The organism is Clostridium swellfunianum, assembly GCF_023656515.1.
GTDB lineage: Bacteria > Bacillota > Clostridia > Clostridiales > Clostridiaceae > Clostridium_AT > Clostridium_AT swellfunianum.
Window position 1 is genome coordinate 570,728 of sequence record NZ_JAMOFV010000006.1, and the last position, 18,292, is coordinate 589,019.

At 35.9% G+C, this 18,292-nt stretch carries 15 protein-coding genes; 13 read left to right on the top strand and 2 right to left on the bottom strand.

Features of this window, described 5'->3' with window-relative positions; translation table 11 throughout:
• Nucleotides 1-12 precede the first annotated feature (12 nt).
• Both NBE98_RS02780 and nadE read left to right on the top strand, forming a co-directional pair.
• A complete protein-coding gene (locus NBE98_RS02780) occupies nt 13-1,482 on the top strand; it encodes a nicotinate phosphoribosyltransferase (RefSeq protein ID WP_250812354.1) in 1,470 nt (489 codons plus the stop codon).
• Nucleotides 1,483-1,496: 14 nt separating this feature from the next.
• The gene (gene nadE / locus NBE98_RS02785; protein WP_250812356.1) at nt 1,497-2,231 is read left to right on the top strand and encodes an NAD(+) synthase; all 735 of its coding nucleotides are present in this window, start codon (nt 1,497-1,499) and stop codon (nt 2,229-2,231) included.
• A 141-nt stretch (nt 2,232-2,372) separates the two neighbouring features.
• On the opposite strand, the gene srtB is transcribed toward nadE, so the two are convergent.
• Both srtB and NBE98_RS02795 read right to left on the bottom strand, forming a co-directional pair.
• A complete protein-coding gene (gene srtB, locus NBE98_RS02790) occupies nt 2,373-3,245 on the bottom strand; it encodes a class B sortase (RefSeq protein WP_250812359.1) in 873 nt (290 codons plus the stop codon).
• Entirely contained in the window at nt 3,238-4,200 is a 963-nt protein-coding gene (locus NBE98_RS02795) for an N-acetylglucosamine kinase (RefSeq protein WP_250812363.1), read from the bottom strand. The genes srtB and NBE98_RS02795 overlap by 8 nt, the downstream gene beginning before the upstream one ends.
• 342 nt (nt 4,201-4,542) lie before the next feature.
• On the opposite strand from NBE98_RS02795, the gene NBE98_RS02800 reads away from it, so the two are divergent.
• The 11 genes from NBE98_RS02800 (at nt 4,543) to NBE98_RS02850 (ending at nt 18,224) form a co-directional block, all read left to right on the top strand.
• Entirely contained in the window at nt 4,543-5,367 is an 825-nt protein-coding gene (locus tag NBE98_RS02800; protein WP_250812365.1) for an LPXTG cell wall anchor domain-containing protein, read from the top strand.
• A gap of 161 nt (nt 5,368-5,528) precedes the next feature.
• Nucleotides 5,529-7,436: a DUF5005 domain-containing protein gene (locus tag NBE98_RS02805; RefSeq protein ID WP_250812366.1), complete on the top strand. Its 1,908-nt coding sequence runs from the start codon at nt 5,529-5,531 to the stop codon at nt 7,434-7,436.
• Between the two features lie 26 nt (nt 7,437-7,462).
• A complete protein-coding gene (locus tag NBE98_RS02810) occupies nt 7,463-9,229 on the top strand; it encodes a class I mannose-6-phosphate isomerase (RefSeq protein WP_250812367.1) in 1,767 nt (588 codons plus the stop codon).
• A 238-nt stretch (nt 9,230-9,467) separates the two neighbouring features.
• Nucleotides 9,468-10,364: a carbohydrate ABC transporter permease gene (locus NBE98_RS02815; protein WP_250812368.1), complete on the top strand. Its 897-nt coding sequence runs from the start codon at nt 9,468-9,470 to the stop codon at nt 10,362-10,364.
• Between the two features lie 16 nt (nt 10,365-10,380).
• Complete coding sequence (locus NBE98_RS02820; protein ID WP_250812369.1) at nt 10,381-11,691, top strand: ABC transporter substrate-binding protein; 1,311 nt, start codon at nt 10,381-10,383, stop codon at nt 11,689-11,691.
• Nucleotides 11,692-11,708: 17 nt separating this feature from the next.
• On the top strand, nt 11,709-12,620 hold the full coding sequence (locus NBE98_RS02825) for a carbohydrate ABC transporter permease (protein WP_250812371.1): 912 nt from the start codon (nt 11,709-11,711) through the stop codon (nt 12,618-12,620).
• A gap of 19 nt (nt 12,621-12,639) precedes the next feature.
• On the top strand, nt 12,640-13,428 hold the full coding sequence (locus NBE98_RS02830) for a hypothetical protein (protein WP_250812373.1): 789 nt from the start codon (nt 12,640-12,642) through the stop codon (nt 13,426-13,428).
• 85 nt (nt 13,429-13,513) lie between these two features.
• Complete coding sequence (locus NBE98_RS02835; RefSeq protein WP_250812374.1) at nt 13,514-14,110, top strand: YesL family protein; 597 nt, start codon at nt 13,514-13,516, stop codon at nt 14,108-14,110.
• A 51-nt stretch (nt 14,111-14,161) separates the two neighbouring features.
• On the top strand, nt 14,162-15,031 hold the full coding sequence (locus NBE98_RS02840; protein ID WP_250812375.1) for a helix-turn-helix domain-containing protein: 870 nt from the start codon (nt 14,162-14,164) through the stop codon (nt 15,029-15,031).
• Nucleotides 15,031-17,472, top strand: coding sequence for a glycoside hydrolase family 38 N-terminal domain-containing protein (locus NBE98_RS02845; protein ID WP_250812377.1), 2,442 nt, complete (start codon nt 15,031-15,033; stop codon nt 17,470-17,472). The genes NBE98_RS02840 and NBE98_RS02845 overlap by 1 nt, the downstream gene beginning before the upstream one ends.
• 14 nt (nt 17,473-17,486) lie before the next feature.
• Complete coding sequence (locus NBE98_RS02850; RefSeq protein ID WP_250812381.1) at nt 17,487-18,224, top strand: GDSL-type esterase/lipase family protein; 738 nt, start codon at nt 17,487-17,489, stop codon at nt 18,222-18,224.
• Nucleotides 18,225-18,292 lie beyond the last annotated feature (68 nt).

Sequence of the window (18,292 nt, forward strand, 5' to 3'; positions counted from 1 at the left end):
GGGGTGAGAATTATGTTAAATCCAATGTTATTAACTGATTTTTATAAAACCATTCATCATTTGTGCTATGCACCGGGAATGACTAAATTAGTAAGCTATTGGACCCCTAGGATGTCTAGAAAAGAAGACATGAATAAGGTTGTTATGTTTGGACTACAGCCCTTTATAAAAAAGTATTTAATACAATACTTTAATGAAAACTTTTTTAATAGGCCTAAGGAAGCTGTAGTTTCTGAGTACAAAAAACTTATTTCTAAAACTATGGGAACACTAGCAGCAGATACAAAACATATTGAAGCGCTGCATGATTTAGGCTACTTGCCTATACAGATTAAAGCAGTGGCAGAAGGAACAAGAGTAAATATAAAGACTCCAATGATTGAAATTACAAATACTCACGAGGATTTTCCATGGCTTGTCAATTATTTAGAAACCTTTATGAGCTGTAATATTTGGCAGCCAATGACTAGTGCAACTATAGCTTATAGATATAGAGAAATATTAGAAAAATATTTTGCTCTTACTGTTGATAATGGGGATATAAGAAGAGCTTGTGGGGATTTTAGCATGAGAGGCTTTAGTTCAATAGAGAGTGCAGAACTAAGCGGCGCAGCACATCTTCTGTCTTTTTTAGGAACAGCAACAATACCTGCTATAAGCTATTTAGAAGAGTACTACAATTGTAACGTAGAAGAGGAGTTAGTAGGACTTGGAACGCCTTCTACAGAGCACAGTGTAATGTGCAGTTATGGAGAAAATGAATTTGAAGCTTACAGAAGATTAATTACAGAAGTGTTCCCAAGTGGAGCTTTAAGCATAGTATCTGACACTTATGATTATTGGAAGGTAATAACTGATATATTGCCAAAATTAAAAGAGGATATATTAAATAGAGAGGGTAAAATTGTTATAAGAGGAGATAGTGGGGATCCAGTAAAAATAATTTGCGGAGATAAAAATGCTGAAAAAGGCAGTGAGGAGTACAAGGGCACTGTGGAGCTTCTATGGGACATTTTTGGTGGAGAGGTTAATTCAAAAGGCTATAAGGTTTTAAACAGTAAAATAGGAACAATTTATGGTGACAGCATAACTGTAGAAAGATGTGAAGAGATTTGCAAGGGCTTAGAAGAAAACGGCTTTGCAGTGAGCAATTGCATATTAGGAATTGGCTCATACACTTATCAGTACAACACCAGAGATACCTTTGGTTTTGCACTAAAGGCTACCCATGCTGTTATAAATGGAAAAGAAAAGTTTATCTTTAAAGATCCTAAAACTGATGACGGTAATTTTAAAAAGTCTCAAAAGGGAATGTGTTATGTATATAAAGAGGGGCAAGATATTTTATATAAAGATGAATTAACTATTAAAGAGCAAGAGGAGCTTAAGGACAATTTGCTGGAAGTGGTATTTAAGGATGGTAAGTTAATTAAGGATTTTTCCTTAGCTGAAATAAGAAATAGGCTTCATGGAAATTTCTAACGGAGGTGTTTATAATGAGGGCTAATTTTAGTGCAGAAAAGATAAGTAAAGATATTTTAAACTGGATTAAAGACTATTTTAAGGCTCAGCCTGGTGCCAAGGGTGCTGTAATTGGAATAAGTGCCGGTAAGGATAGTACCATAGCTGCAAAGCTTTTAGTAGAAGCTTTGGGTAAGGAAAGAGTATTTGGAGTTTTAATGCCTAATGGTGAACAAAAAGATATTTCTGACAGCCTGAGAGTTGTAGATATTCTTGGAATCAGCTATAAAACAGTTAATATTGAAAAGGCTTATAAGGGTCTATTAGAGGGCATTGGTGAAGAGACATTATCAATAGATGCAAAAATCAATATTCCGCCAAGGCTAAGAATGACCACCTTGTACGCTATTGCAGCAGCTTTGCATTATAGAGTGTGCGGCACAGGAAATAAATCTGAGGGTTTTGTTGGTTACACAACTAAATGGGGAGACAATGCATCTGATTTTAATCCTATAGGAGATTTGACTACTGAAGAAGTTGTAGCCATAGGGGATTATTTAGACTTGCCATATGAATTAACTCATAAAACTCCAAGTGACGGGTTAAGTGGAAAGTCTGATGAGGAAAAACTAGGTTTTACCTATAAACAGCTTAATGATTTTATTGAAAATGGAAGCTCCAAAGATGCAGAAATTGATGAAAAGATTATACTCAAGCATGAGTATAATAAGCATAAGGGTATTTTGCCACCGAAGTATAAATTAGGATAGTGTTTGGGTTCCCCCTTAGTTTTGGCCAAACCATATAACATCTAATGAATGTTTAGGGCTTCTCATCAAAACCAACGGGAAACCTGTCTTGTTTTAATAATTTAAATAATAGATATAGTTGTTATCTGCCAGCCGTTTTAATTATTGCTCTTTAACTAGTCGAGCTTGTACAACTAATCTGGCATCCTCAAACTCATAGCTGCAGGTTGATAAGGTTAAAATACTGTCATTTGCTGAAACTTGAACATTTGTGGAGTATATAGATTTGGATTTTATGCTCTTTAGAAAATTAGTATACTCCTTTGTGCTAGTAAAGTTTGGCTGTCTGTAATTGAAATCTGCAGGAGTTATGTATACGGAGAAGATTTCCCAGGTTTCCTTTCTATACTTGGTATCAAGGTATATAAATTTATTATCACTCAAAAAATCCTTGCTTCTAAACTTGCTTAAGTCTTTAAACATAGTACCATTCTTCATATGGTGACCATAAATAGTTAGATTCTTATCAGAAGTTTTTGCATCTTTTCCAAGCTTATTATTATAATCGAGAAATATAGCACCTGCGTCACTATATTTTTTTAAAGCGTCGTGGTTTAAATAAAATTCATTGTCTGAACCTTTTACAATAGGATAATCAATATTAGTGAGTGGAATATATATCCATGCAACTATATCCTTGTTTTTCTTCTGCAGATTTTCAAAGGTCTGCTGTCTCTGCTTTTTTTCTTGTTCTTCCTGAAACTGTTTTTTCTGCTGTGCATATATCTTTAATCTGGCTTGTTCTTTTAGATATTCTATAAAGTTATCTTCATTTAGTTCTTGGCCGATTTGCTCAGTGCTTGTGGATTCGCTATTATCAGCAGGCAAACTTGCCTGCTGATGTATGCTTTTAAGCTCCTCGTAGGCTGCTTTACTTTTGTAATTGGTGTATAAGTAACTTGAAATCTTATATGCAGAAAAAATAAAGATAGATAAGCATAAGGTTAAAGAAATTTTATGGAAATATTTATTCATATTTCAATTCATACCTCTCAACCATCTCTTCAGTTATATTAATATTATTTAGTTTGAGAGCTTGCAGTGCAGCTCCAACAGCAGGATCTAATCGTTGAGCGATAACAGAGATTGAGCTGTTAATGGATTTCACCTTTTGTATAAAACTATTTCTGAAAACTCCGGGCGCATTGCCAAGACTGCCGATTATGGCCACTTGAGGATTTACAAAACTAACTCTTTTATAGATTGCTTCAATAAGTAGGGAAAGCTCGGAGGTTGCCTTTTCTACAATATTTATTGCATGAACATCTCCATTATTTGCATAGCTGGTGACAAATGGCGCTAAACTCGCTGTTGTTGTTCGATTATGCCAAAGTTCATCTATCTTGTCAAAAAGCTTAGACCTGTCCATGTCTATTTTTAAAGCATTATTTATTGCTGTGATAAAGGGGGTAACTTCAATACGCCCATCTATAGCTCTGGCAAGATGCTTTAGACATTGTCTGCCTAAGTCGTAGGAACTACCTGAGTCTCCTTCTTTGTAACCAAATCCGCCTGCAAGCCATTCGTCTCCTTTTTCATTTCTGCCAAAGGCTACTGAGCCTGTACCTATAATTATGGCAATACCTTCTTTTGTAGCTAAGCCACCAGCTAAAGCAGTACGGGTATCGTTTTCTGAATGGATATAAGCTTCCTTGCTAAAAAAGTCCAATTTCTTAAGCTCTGCGCTTACATTTAAGCCATCCTGTTTGGTTACTATTCCACCAAGGCCTACATAAGCACCTTCAATTGTATATTCCTTAGTACCAAAGCTTTCTAGAATTGCTTGTTTAATATTTTTAATGGAAACCTCCAAAGAAACTGTATCTATACTGGACGGACCAGAGTTGCCGATGCCTATTATTTTACCTTGCTCATCCATGAGACATGCTTTTGTTTTAGTACCACCGCCATCTATACCTACAACATACATAAAAGTACTCCTCCTTTTGTAATCTAAACAAATTATAATATTGTAAGTTCATATAATCAAGCCAATGGCAATATAGGATAATTTTACGATAAAATAAACTAATTTGCTCTAAACTATAAAAATATACTTGAGTAAAATGGCTATATATAAGGCTTTCTGAGGCGTTAATAAAATTAAACGAGATTCTAATGGCAAGATAGGTTTATTTTACAACAATCAAATCTATATACTTGGACAAATATAGACACTATAATTTAGCTATAAAGAACTTGATCAAGTTTAAAAACACTAAATTATGTTCACTTAAATTCATTAAAATTAAATAATATTAAGGAGTGTACTATGAAAAAATTTAGTTTTGTAGCTATATTAATGCTTGTTCTGTTAACGTTTGCAGGATGTTGGAATGGCGAAGCAAAATCTAATGCCAGTATAACCTCTGAAAAAGGAAAGGGATCCAAAACTATAAGCTTTACTATTTTAAAGGATCATGTTAAAAAACCTGATGGAAACGGAACTGTAGAAGATAATTCAAAATACTTTCCTAAAGGAATAGGCGCAGTAACTACATGGTTAAAGAGTAACGTGCCTGCAGGATTTGACATAACTTTTGCTGAGAAGGCTGACTATTATCTCTATACTCTTTCGTACAGCTTCAATGATATTGCAGATTATAATGCTAAGACAAAGGCACTTGCAGGAGCAAATTGGGCAAAGTATGCACTTCAGGATGCTACCTTAACTGCTTCAGAAAAAGATGGGGGTTATGAGGTAACCTTTAAGGAAAGTGGAAAAACTACTGAAGCAAGCATTAAATGGGCATTAGATGGAATATTCAAAAATTCTCAAATCTTTGACCCAAGAGCTGGAAAACCAGATGCAGAGCCTGTTACTGAGGATACTATATTCAAGGTAATGTCAGAAACTGTTAAGGTTGGAGAAAAGGCAACTACTGTTCAATTAGATAAAAATTCTAATGTAACAGTTACAGCTACAGGTACTGTAAGCAAAACAGCAGCACAGACACCAACAGAAACACCTGGAAATGAAGAACCTGATTCAAGCAATCCTTCAACAGGAGACAATATTAATACATATGTTATATTAACATTTTTATCTTTAGTTGGAATGACAGTTGTATTTACAAGAAAAAGAAGGCTTAACTAAGTCGACATAGACTTGATGAATCTTCTCTGAGATATATGGTTCAACTCTTCTCTTCAGATAATGAAATCTGTATAATACATAGATTTGTGCTGAAGAGAGGAGTTACCTAAAGCGTAAGCATCGGAATTACAAGGAAAACAGCTTGGAGGGACGTGGCAATAATGCTAGAAGAAGTAATATTAGAAAAAGAAATCTTTATAGAATCAGAAATAAACATCCAACTTGAAAAAATATATCCGGTTTCAAAAATAATCATTGAGGAAATTAATAGTGTTGAGTCCGAGGGTTTAAAGCTCTTAAATTCATATGAAGGTGAAATATGGGATAACATAGACGCTATCGGTAAATTAGAAGATAACAGCTTTATTATAGATTTAAACAATAATACATTAAAAAACATAAAAGTAGTATTTAAAAATCCTTTAAACAGGGAGTTAAAAGTGAAGCTAGAAATAGGAGAAGGGTTTTACTGCGAGGAAGATAAGGAGTGGACTAACCTTTTTCATAGAAGGCATAAATGGGCAGGCTCCGATGGGATTTTTTCCGTAAACTTAACCGGAGGTGATAGCCCAGATTGTGATAATCCTAGAACCTTATTTGTTTTTGGAGACACTTTTGTAGGTTCTGTAGATAAGTTAACGGGAGAGAGACTTAAGCCTCATCTGATGCTTAATAATTCATTTGCTGTCATGGAAGGAAAGGTTGCTGACAGAGAAAAGTTGGAATTTATTATAAGGCAGGATGAAAAACTTAGCTATATATCTGCCATATCACCACAAACAGACAGTGCAAAAGTGGGAACTATGGGAAGCAATTTATGCTGCGAAAATTTCGAGGAGAATTCTGAAGGCTGGTTATCAGAATATGAGCCTAAGGAATTATGGATAGTATTTGACTTTCATAAGGAGTATTCACTGAAGTATGTGGATATATGGAATTATTATTTAAGAGATAGAGAAGAAATGTATGAAAACAGAGGTATGAGTAAGGTTAAGCTTTTCTACAGCAGTGACGGATATACTTGGGATGAACTATGCAAGGATCACTGGATACCAGTAGATAAAGCTGATAGAACTGCTGATGGAGAAAACAGTACATCAATAAAGTTGGGCATAAAAGCAAGGTTTATCAAGCTTGAAGGAACTGCTGTAATAAGTGAAGGGAATTTTGGTGGCATAAATGGAGAAGAAGCATTATTTGGCCTCAGAAAGGTCAGGTTTGTAACAGAGCAGGATCAAAAGCTTTTAGATGTAAAAGTTAAGGTCTCTTCAGAGTATTATTCCAAGATGCAAAAAAGTTGGTATTGGATGCAGGATGGAGTTAGGATAGGAGAAAAGATTTACTATATGCCTCTTATAATTTCAGAAGATTTAACCGCGCCTGAAGGTATGCAATTTAAAGTTGATGGTATTGCTATGCTTAGTCTTACTTTAAAAGATAACAAACCTGATTTTGAAAGCGTTACTCAAAAGGATACCTTTCTCAATAAAAATGGACTAACCTTTGGAGCAGGCATTATGTCTAATACTCCAGAGTCTAATCCTCTAAGCGGAGATGGATATATATATATTTACGGATACAGGAGTGTAACTGAGGATACTTCAGTTTGTCGGGGGCTAATTGCAGCAAGAGTAGAACCTGATAAATTTGAAAACTTAAATGAATGGAGATTTTGGGATGGAACAGAGTGGAACTTCGATATAATGAAGTCCAGTGTCCTCTTAAAACATATATCCTGTGAAATGAGTGTTTCTCCAATATATGATGGAAGTCTGAAAGGGAAATATATTGCTGTATTTCAGTATGATGTGAACTCAAGATATGTTGCATACAGCATTGGGGATTCTCCTGTAGGTCCCTTTAGTGAACCAAGAAAGGTATATTGCTGCATAGAGCCTAAGACTAATGATAAGATTTACACCTATAATGCAAAGGCTCATCCACATTTGTCTGATAATAAGGGATTGCTTGTGACCTATAACGTAAACACCTATAGCAATGAGTTAAATGATAAGGATGGAGGCATATACCGCCCAAGATGTCTGAGATTCAAGAGCACTTTGGACTAAAAACACAGCACGAAGGAGATGGAGGCATGAAGTATATTCAACACGAGAGCAACTATGATAAATACCCCGAAATTTCGATAAAAGGCTTCGATACCGAGGCATGGAGTGGCTACAACAGTATTCTCCAGGAAGTAAAGATCAGAATTGAAAAAAATAATAAAGCAAAAACTGTTGTGGCTATAGAATGTTATCCAGGAGTCAGATATGAAGAGCTTTATAAGGAGTTTATTTCGCATTTGGGGGCTAAACTTATAGTGAACTCTGATGAGGCTGCCTTATATGGGGATGAATTGACTTCTCTGATAGATAAAAACCTTACCGAAGACAGGGTATTTGGACTTATGTGCCACATGGATTTGAAGGAGTTATTTATTCAAGACAAGCTTGAAAACATTAAAAATAGGGTTGAGGAAGTACAAGAAGGGCTAGTAGTAGTTTACGGAGTAGGGGCTACGCTTGCAGTCGAAGGAGATATTCTGTTATACTGCGACCTAGCTCGATGGGAAATTCAGCAGAGGTACAGAAGCGGAGAAATAGGAAACTGGCGCTGTGATAATAATAAGGAAGATGTACTAAGAAAATATAAAAGAGGATTCTTCGTAGAGTGGAGATTAGCTGATAAAGTCAAAAAATCCTTATATGAGAAGATTGATTATTTGATAGATACAAATCAAAAAAATGCTCCAAACATGATAACTGGAAGAGCGTTTTTAGAAGGCTTAAGGGGAGCTGCATTGAGGCCCTTCAGATTAGTTCCTTACTTTGACCCCGGAGTATGGGGAGGGCAATGGATGAAGGAAGTGTGTAATTTAGACAAAGATAAAAGCAACTTTGCCTGGAGCTTTGACGGAGTCCCTGAAGAAAACAGCATCTACTTGAGGTATGGAAGCGTTAGGATTGAAGTGCCATCAATTAATTTGGTATTTTATCAGCCTACTGAACTTTTGGGAGATAAGGTACATGCACGTTTCGGAACTGAATTTCCTATAAGATTTGACTTTCTGGATACCATAGGAGGACAAAACTTAAGTCTTCAAGTGCACCCATTGACAGAGTATATTCAGGAGAAATTCGGTATGAATTATACTCAGGATGAGAGTTATTATATTCTGGATACTGAAGGGGAAACCTGTGTATATCTAGGTACTAAAGAAGGAATCAATAAAGAGGACATGATAAGTGATCTGCGCAGAGCAGAAGCTGGAGAGATTAGCTTCCCAGATGAAAAATATATTAATAAATTTCCAGCCCAAAAACATGATCATTTTCTTATTCCAGCAGGCACGATACACTGCTCCGGTACAAATTCAATGGTGCTTGAGATAAGTGCCACTCCATATATATTTACCTTTAAGCTGTGGGATTGGGATAGAGTTGGCTTAGATGGACTGCCAAGACCAGTGCATATAGGTCATGGAGAAAAAGTTATACAATGGAACAGAGATACGCAGTGGGTAAAGAAAAATCTAATTAATAGAATAGAGAAAATAGATGAAGGAGACGGATGGTTAGAAGAGCGCACCGGGCTCCATGAGCGTGAATTTATTGAGACAAGAAGACATTGGTTTAGCAAGAAAGTACTTAATAATACCAATGGAGGCGTAAATGTATTGAACTTAATTGAAGGTGAATGCGCCTTAGTTGAAAGTCCTTGCAATGTTTTTGAGCCTTTTGAGGTTCATTATGCAGAAACCTTTATAATACCTGCTTCAGTAGGTGAGTACACTATAAGACCTTATGGGAATAGTGAAGGCAAAACTATAGCAACTATTAAAGCCTTTGTAAGAACTTAATATAATTATAATATTTTGCGGGACAAGATAGTTTAATAAAAAGTATATCAAATTGCTCGAAAATTATACTATCTTGACCTGAATACCTATAAAAGTAGAAATATATTATAATTTTGATATAATTATTATTACAAAAGTCGAAATATGACCGGTATAAATTAATATATCTTGTTGTATTTGAATTTAAGTTTAAACGCAATTAAATATAATGTAGAAACAAGTTAGGTGGGATCACAGGATGTCGACTCAAGAAATTTATAAATCTGCAGAAAACAAAAGCATAAAGAAAAGTAAAGTAAAATTATTCAAGGTCAACGGTAAGAATGTGCTTTTACATTTAGTGCTTATAGCAATAGGTATTCTATTCTTCTTTCCATTCCTATGGATGTTGTCTACTGCGCTGAAGACACCGCAGGAGCTTATAGTAATGCCGCCAAAGCTGCTCCCAGAAACACCGCAGTGGTCTAATTTTATTGACGCTGTGACAACGATTCCATTTATGTTGTATCTGAAAAACAGCCTTGTAGTAGCTATCTTAACAATTTTAGGTGCATTATTTTCTTCTACTATAACGGCATACTCATTTGCAAAGCTTAAATGGCCGGGAAGAGAAATTTGGTTTACTTTAATGCTTGCTACCATGATGATTCCGATGCAGGTAATATTAATACCAATGTTTATAATGTACTCCAAGTTCGGTTGGCTGGACAGCTATTTACCTCTTGTACTGCCTGCGTATTTTGGTGGAGGCCAAGCCTTTTATATTTTCCTTCTAAGGCAGTTCTTTAGAGGCGTACCAAATGAATTGACAGAGAGTGCTGTAGTAGATGGAGCAAACCACTTCCTTATTTTCCGAAAGATTATGCTGCCGCTATCAAAGCCTGCTGTGCTTACTGTTGGACTATTTACTTTTATGAGTGTATGGAATGATTTCTTTGGACCATTGATATTCATAAGCAGCCCGGAAAAATCAACCTTGGCTTTGGGGCTGAGAGCCTTCCAGTCACAATTTGGAGGTCAATATAATTTGATGCTGGCTGCATCAATAATTGTAATGACTCCTACCATTATTATTTTCCTGCTTGCACAAAAACAGTTTATTGAAGGAATAAAATTTTCAGGAATTAAGGGATAAAAAGGAGGAATAGGATATGAAAAAAATAGTTAGTATTGTTATGTCGGCATGCTTATTGACAACTTTAGCAGGCTGCGGAAATAAACCTGCAGCAACAAATAATGGGGAAAAGGTTACAATAACCTTTTGGGATACGATACCTGTTGGAGATCCAAACTATCCTAAGGTTTCAAATTTGGTGAAAGAGTTTAATGCAAGTCAGAATAAGGTAGAAGTAAAACATGTAGGTTACTCCTTTTGGGATTACTGGGATAAGCTAAACATTATAGTAGCAGCAAAGAACGGCAGTGCTCCGGATGTTGGACTTAATACACTTGATAACTCAGCTGGAAGAGCTGAATCAGGACTAATATATAACCTGTCACCGTTAATAAAGAGAGATAACTTAAATGTGGATGAATTTTATAAAAGTCAGGTAGACTTTGGAACCTACAAAGGTGATATACATGCACTGCCTTTCACTGCTACTACAAGAATGCTTTATTACAATCTGGACTTGTTCCAGAAGGCAGGATTAACAGAGGCGGACGTACCTAAGACTTGGGATGAATTATACAAAGTTGCTAAGAAGCTGGATAAGGCTGGTGCTAATGGAAACATAGAGGTTATGGGGTTTGATCCTACAGCTGGTGATGCAACCTATCATAACTGGTTATGGGAAAATGGGCTGGATTTCTTTGATAAGGATTTGAATCCTGTTTTAGACGATGACAAACATGAAGCTGTATTAAGATGGATGAGAGATTTTAACAAGAACTTTACTTCAAAGCAAAAACAGGGCTTTGCGGATGCGAACAAAATGGTTGGACTAGATGCCTTCACTGCAGGACGTATGGCGATGTATATAGGAAGCGATGGACTTAATTATACTTTAAAGCAGAAAAAAGTTAGCTTTAAATACGGAGTTGCTACAATGCCTATACCTGAAGGGGGAACAAGAGTTAATTGGGGTTCAGGCTTCTCATTGGAGATGTTTAATAACGGTGATGAAAAGAAAAAAGAAGCTGCTTGGGAATTTTATAAGTTCTTAATGAAGGCGGAAACTCAGAAGAAATACTATGATATTTCAGGATGGCTTATGGCTAACAAAAAGGCCATGGAAGAACCTTCTAAGAGTGATCCTATTATTGCTAGGCTAGTTGAAGAACTTCAGTATGCAAAGGATAAGGTATATGTGAATTATGCACCAAGCTGGCACGCAAATGATTGGCAGCCATTCTACAAGCAGGCTTTAAATGAGGATAAGGATGAAGTAAGAAAGGCGCTTAAAGATGCGCAAGCCTACTACTTACAAAAGAGAGAGAACTATAAGACAACTCAGAAATAAGACTTGGAGTGATAAATATGCTTGGATTTAAAAACATGTCTAGATTGGAGAGACAAGAGGCAGTAAGCGGAATTACTTTTGCAGCTCCATTTATAATAGGAATGATAGTCTTTACCTCCTTTCCATTTATAGCATCATTATATCTGAGTTTTACCAACTACGATATGATAAGTACTCCTAAATGGATTGGTTTACAAAATTATAAGATACTTTTTACTAAAGACCCTCTGTTTTATACAAGTTTGTGGAACACGTTGTTCCATGTGGTTGTTTCAACACCACTGGGCATAATTGTAGGAATAGCCTTGGCCTTGCTTCTAAACAGCAAGGTTAAGGGAATATCCGTATACAGAACAATGTATTATTTGCCTAATGTAGTATCAATAGTGGCTATGGCATTTTTGTGGATGTGGATATTTCAACCTAATTTCGGGCTTATAAACCAAATTCTAGGTTTCTTTGGTATCGAGGGTCCGGGATGGTATATGGATAACACCAGCACCATAATACCTAAGCTTACACTTATACTCATGGGCTTATGGACAGCGGGTGGATCTATGGTAATATACCTGGCAGCACTGCAGGATATACCGGGAGAAATTTATGAGGCAGCTCTTTTAGATGGTGCTGGCTATTTCAGAAAGCTATTTAAAATTACTCTGCCTTTAATAACTCCTACTATATTTTTCAACTTAATTACTACAGTAATTGGTGGCTTCCAGATGTTTACCCTGTCATATATTATGACGAACGGCGGTCCTGGAACCTCTACCTACTATTTTGGCTACTATTTATACAATAAGGCCTTCAGTGACTATCAGATGGGTATGGCTAGTGCCATGTCATGGCTGCTGCTGGCAATAACAATGCTTATAACATGGATTATCTTCAAATCTAGTAAAAGATGGGTATTTTATCTAGGAGAATAAATTAAAGGGAGATGGGAAAATGAAAAAGCTTTCAAGATTAATTGTTTTAATTTTTGTGGTATCAATGCTGCTTACAGGATGCTGGAAGGGTGATATAAGCTCTGACACAGCAATGAACAGAGGTGGCGAAGGTACAAAGACTATTACTATGGAACTTCTAAAGGATAATCAGCCTAAACCTGATGGAAAAGGTAATGTAGAAGATAATTCACAATTCTTTAAGGGTGGCTTCCCAGCACTTGCTGCCTGGTTGCAGAAAAATGTTCCTGAGGGCTTCAAGGTTGATGTAAAGGAAGAAGCAACAAAATATGTGTACAGTATTACTTATTCCTTTAAAGACATAAACGAATACAACGAAAAAACTAAAAAGCTTATAGGTAACGCTAAATATGAGGAATTAGGTCTTAAGCCATCAACCTTAAATGAGGAAGAAGCAAAAGACAGTAATGGAAAAAAGGCATACAAGCTTACATTTACAGAGAGCAAAGATGTATTATACGCATCTTCAGCTTGGGCAGTAGAAGGTATATTTAACGATACCAATCTCTTTGATCCGGACCCTCATAAAACAGGAGCTATTGGTATGACTGACATATATCAGCTTAAGAGCATTAAGCTAAAAATAGGCGATACTACAAAGGATTTTGATTTAACGAAGGAAGAGAATGCAAGTCTTACGGAGGTATCCTTAGCAGGATTTGCGGCTAAGCCTGCAGATAAAACCCCACTTTACATAGGAATTGGAGCAGCGGTAATAGTGGTGATTGCAGTATTAACAGTTATAGCTTCTAAAAAGAAAAGCAAATAAATTATGGAGGGGCTGTTGCAAAAAATGTGCGGAGGTTTAGTGCAGTTTTGCAGCAGCCCTAATTTAAAAAAACAGGAGTGATAGCATGAACCTAAATGGCAGTTTCTATAAATATTGGAGTTTCATAAGTGATATTATCATATTAAATCTTTTATGGCTTGCAGTCACTCTTATTGGTGCAGGAATAACCTTTGGAGCTGCAACTTCTGCATGCTATGCGGTTATGAGCAAAATAGTAAATAAGAAGAACTATTCTGTGTTTAAAGACTTTTTTAGTGAGTTTAAAAGAAATTTCAAGCAGGCAACTATAGTATGGCTTATACTTGGTTCACTTGGGGCACTGAGCGCCTATAATTATAGTCTGGCAGTAAATACAGGTTCTTTTTTAGTTACTGTAATTTTCTACGCATCTGTATTTCAGCTTATTATTATTTCCCTTTATGTATTTATGGTAATAGCAGCCTTTGAAGGGAGCATTACAACATATATTATCAACAGTTTAATAATAGCAAACAGGCATATCCCTTCTACGATATTGATAATATCAAGTCTTATAGGAACTATATTTTTGACTTTCTATGTAAGCAGTTTCTTAAACCTGATTGTCTGGGGAATTTTTTTCCTGTCGAGCTCCTATTGGGCAAAGGGAATATTGGAAGGCTACAAAAAGAGCATTGCCTAGTATTTAAAGAAAGAGTAACCAAAATAAATATTACAATAGGACGGGATTAAAATGATATTTAATAATAGCAATATAGATGTACTTTACTACGAAGAAATAGTACCAACGGATTTAGCAAATAAAATATTTTATACTTTGTCAGAGATAGGACAGGTTGTATTTCAGAATTCTGTTTATTTAGATTTTCAACTAAAACAAAATTTTAGTGAAAAATGTTTTCTTTATATGCAGCTTACTAAAGGCAATGCAATAGTAACAATAAATAATAAAACCATGGGACTTAAAAGAAATGACTCGTTAGTTTTATCTACTGATATGGATGTACAGATTCTTTCGGATTGTGCAGAGATTGTCTATATCGTATTTAATGGACATGCTGCTGATGAATATTATAACTATCTGAAAGGCGACAAAAAGTTTGTTAAGTTTACAGATGATTCTAATATAGTAATGCATTTTTATAAAATAAAGGAATGTTTAACCTCTAATGAAAAGATAAACGAGGCCTATATTTCAGTTAGCTTATGCTGCATATTGGCAGAGGTTTATACTATTAATAATTTTAATGAAGCTATTGGAAAGCACGTTAATATGGTTACATTAGCCATAGATTTTATAGAGCAGAATTTTATGAAACAGATAACTCTAGAGGATATATGTAAAAATATTATGTATAGTCCCTACTATTTTTCACGGGTTTTTAAGAATGAGACAGGCATGGCGCCTTACGAATATTTAATTCACAGAAGACTTAACTATGCAAAGCATTTACTTATAAAAACAAAACTTGCAATAAGTGAAATAGGTTCCATATGTGGATACGAAAGCCCTATAAGCTTTAATAAAAGTTTTAAAAAGTTTATTGGAATTACACCTAAGGAATACAGGAAAAACAACAAGTTAAGCATGGAGGATCAATAATGTCTAACAAAATAAAAGTTTACTTAATGATGCAGACGCATACGGATATTGGATATACCGACAGACAAGAGAAAATAACAAGATATCACATAGATTATCTGAAGCAGGCCATTAGTTACAGTGAAGCTATAGCTAATGGTGCCCATCCGGAATGGAGCGGCTTTGTTTGGAATAATGAATCCTTTTGGATTATAGATAGATTTTTTAAAAATACAGATGCTTCCTGGCACAGTCGTTTAGAGGCTGCAATAAAGAGAAAGCATATTCAAGTTACAGGAAACTACTTGAATCTCACTGATCTTGCAGATTCCAAGGTACTTGAAAACCAGCTGAAGAAGGTTAAAGCTTTTGGAGAGAAAGTAGGAGTAAATATTAACTCAGCAATATCCATGGATATTAACGGCTGGAGCTGGGGATACTCTCAGCTTTTATATAATGCCGGAATACGAAGATTTTACACCTGTATCCACAATCATCATGGGTTTGTCCCTTTTAAAAGAAAACATACCCCTTTTTATTGGAAGACACCACAGGGAGATAAAATTCTTGTTTGGAACGGAGATGTATACAACCAAGGTAATGTATCAAAAATTACACCTGATGTAGAGGGTGTAGTGGAAAATGGCGAATATCTTTTAAAAGCTCATGTAAATGAAAGCCAGCTGAAGTATGCCAAGGAATGGCTGGATGACTACATGGAAAGTGTACGTCTGCAAGGCTATAGCTATGATTTTATACCAATTCCAACAAAGGGAATATTGGTAGATAATGCTCCTGCTAACCCTTATATAATGGAATCCATAAAAGCTTTCAATGAAAAATACGGTGAAGACTATGAGTTGGAGATGATAGGCATAAATGATTTCTTTGATATGGTAGAAAGTTTAAATTTAGAGCTGCCTGAGTATGAAGGAGATTGGACAGATTGGTGGAGCGACGGCTTCATGTCAAGCCCTAAGGCTGTAAAGCTATATAGAGAAGCACAGAAATTATACCGTCAGATACTGGAATTTAAGGGCAAGGGTATGCCTGTGAATGAAGAAAAGCTTGAAGCTCTAGAAGACAACATGATTTGTTTTTCAGAACACACTTGGGGATACTTTACCTCTGTTTCTGAGCCTTGGAATAGGATGACAACCATACTGGACTCCAGAAATGAGTGGTTTGCGGCCAGTGCCAACAAGCTTGCTTACGAACTACTAGATGACATTTCAGAGTACCATGGGGAATTTTTGAAGGCTATAGGAAGGCCCTTAAGATATAAGGCGGTAAATCCCTATAATTATGATAGAAAAGAAAGAGTTAAGGTTTATATCAATTGGTGGGATGAATACCTTATTAAAGAAGGCTATGAGGTTATAGATGAGGAGACCGGAGAGGTGCTTGTTCATCAGGAAATACTGGTAGATGAAAAGGCAAGAAGAGAAATTAATTTTAATGCACTAATAAAGGCAAACAGCAGTAAGATATTTGCTGTTAAGCCGAAGGTGGAGAGGCAACGAAGAATACCTCTGGATCCTTTATTTACAAGAGATACACGTTATGACTATATAAGTCCTTATCTTAATAATGAGATTACAGCAAATCAATTTAAGCTGGAAACCCCTTATATAAGAATAACCTGGGAAAAGGATTTGGGAATAAATTCCTGGTTTGACAAGGCTGATAATGTGGAATTAATACGAAGTGACAAAGTTCAAAATATGCTTACCCCTATTTATGAGGTAGCACCATGTTTGAATAAGTATCAATTTGCACAGTCTGAGATAAAGGAAATACGCGCGAATTTTGGAAGAAATCGAAAGCTGATAAGCTCTGAAAGATATGAAGGTAAATTGATTAATGTAAGAGTGCTTGCAAATGGACCTCTGTTTGGAAGAGTAGAATTGAAATATGAAATGCCGGGTTCTATATATACAACTATAATGCTTACTGCCTATGTAGATGAACCTAGGGTAGATGTTTCCTTTATTCTGGGTAAGGAGACGGTGTGGGAGCCGGAAAGCGTTTATCTTGCGCTACCTATATCTGCTGGAAGTACTATAGATGAGTTGTGGCTGGATAAAATGGGGCAACCTATGAGACCGCGTATTGACCAGCTCCCTGGTACGCTGACCAAATTCTATACTGCACACAAGGGTTTTGCTCTTATTAATAAAGAAAGAGGCTTAGTGGTTACTACTCAGGATTCCCCAATCATTTATATGGGTTCGCTTCACCCTGGAGAAATTGAGCTGAAGGATGAGAATAGCAAAAACAATGAGATACTATATTCCTGGAATATGAATAACTATTGGGAGACGAATTTTGCAACCTCTTTAGGAGGCTTCTATGAATATAAGTATATTTTTAGATGGGGAAAGGATTTGAATAGTGTAGATAATTCTCTCAAGAAACTGGAAGAACTGTACTATGAACTGCCAACCTTCCAGAGTCACTAAGGAGGTAGAAAAACATGATTTATGTATTGCTAATCATAATTATAGCTGTTTTGGCAGCGTATGCCGCAGCACAAGGCCAAAGCATTAAAAAAAGGGTTAAGGCTGCAGAACAAAAAGGCATGGAGGAGTTTCTATCGCTGCTTATTGACCAAGGGCATGAGTCCAGGCTTGAATGGTTCAGATTTTTAAACGCTTCAGTGCAAAAGGGAGGAGTGCTTTTTGTAGGAGATTCTTTAACTCAGGAGTTTCTGCTGGAGGAATATTATAGTGATAGTTTGGTTTACAACAGAGGAATTGGTGGAGATACTACAGAAGGACTTTTAAAGAGGATGAAGGAAAGTATTTATGACCTTGAACCTTCAAAAATGTTTCTCTTAATAGGAACGAATGATCTTGCAGTCAATGTATCCAAGCCTGAAAAAATAGTTGAAAATATTAAAAAAATAATTTTAGCGACCAAAGAGAAGTGCAAGAGTACAGAGATTTATGTTGAATCTCTGTATCCAACAGGTACAGAAGGTTATGATAACTTATCAGAAGAAGCTATCAAAAATAGATCAAACTATGCTATTGATGTAATAAATCAAGGGCTTGAAATACTTTGTGAGGAATTAAAGGTTACTTATATAGATATAAATTCAAAATTAAAGGGTAAGGAAGGCAGATTGAAGCCTGAGCTTACGAGAGATGGTCTACACCTTAGACCTGAGGGTTACAGAGTAGTTATTGATAGTTTAAAAAAATATATCTAGATGGAGAGAGCTTGAATATGGGTTACCTCAGTATATTAAGGTCTCATATTTGAGCTTTTTATTATTTA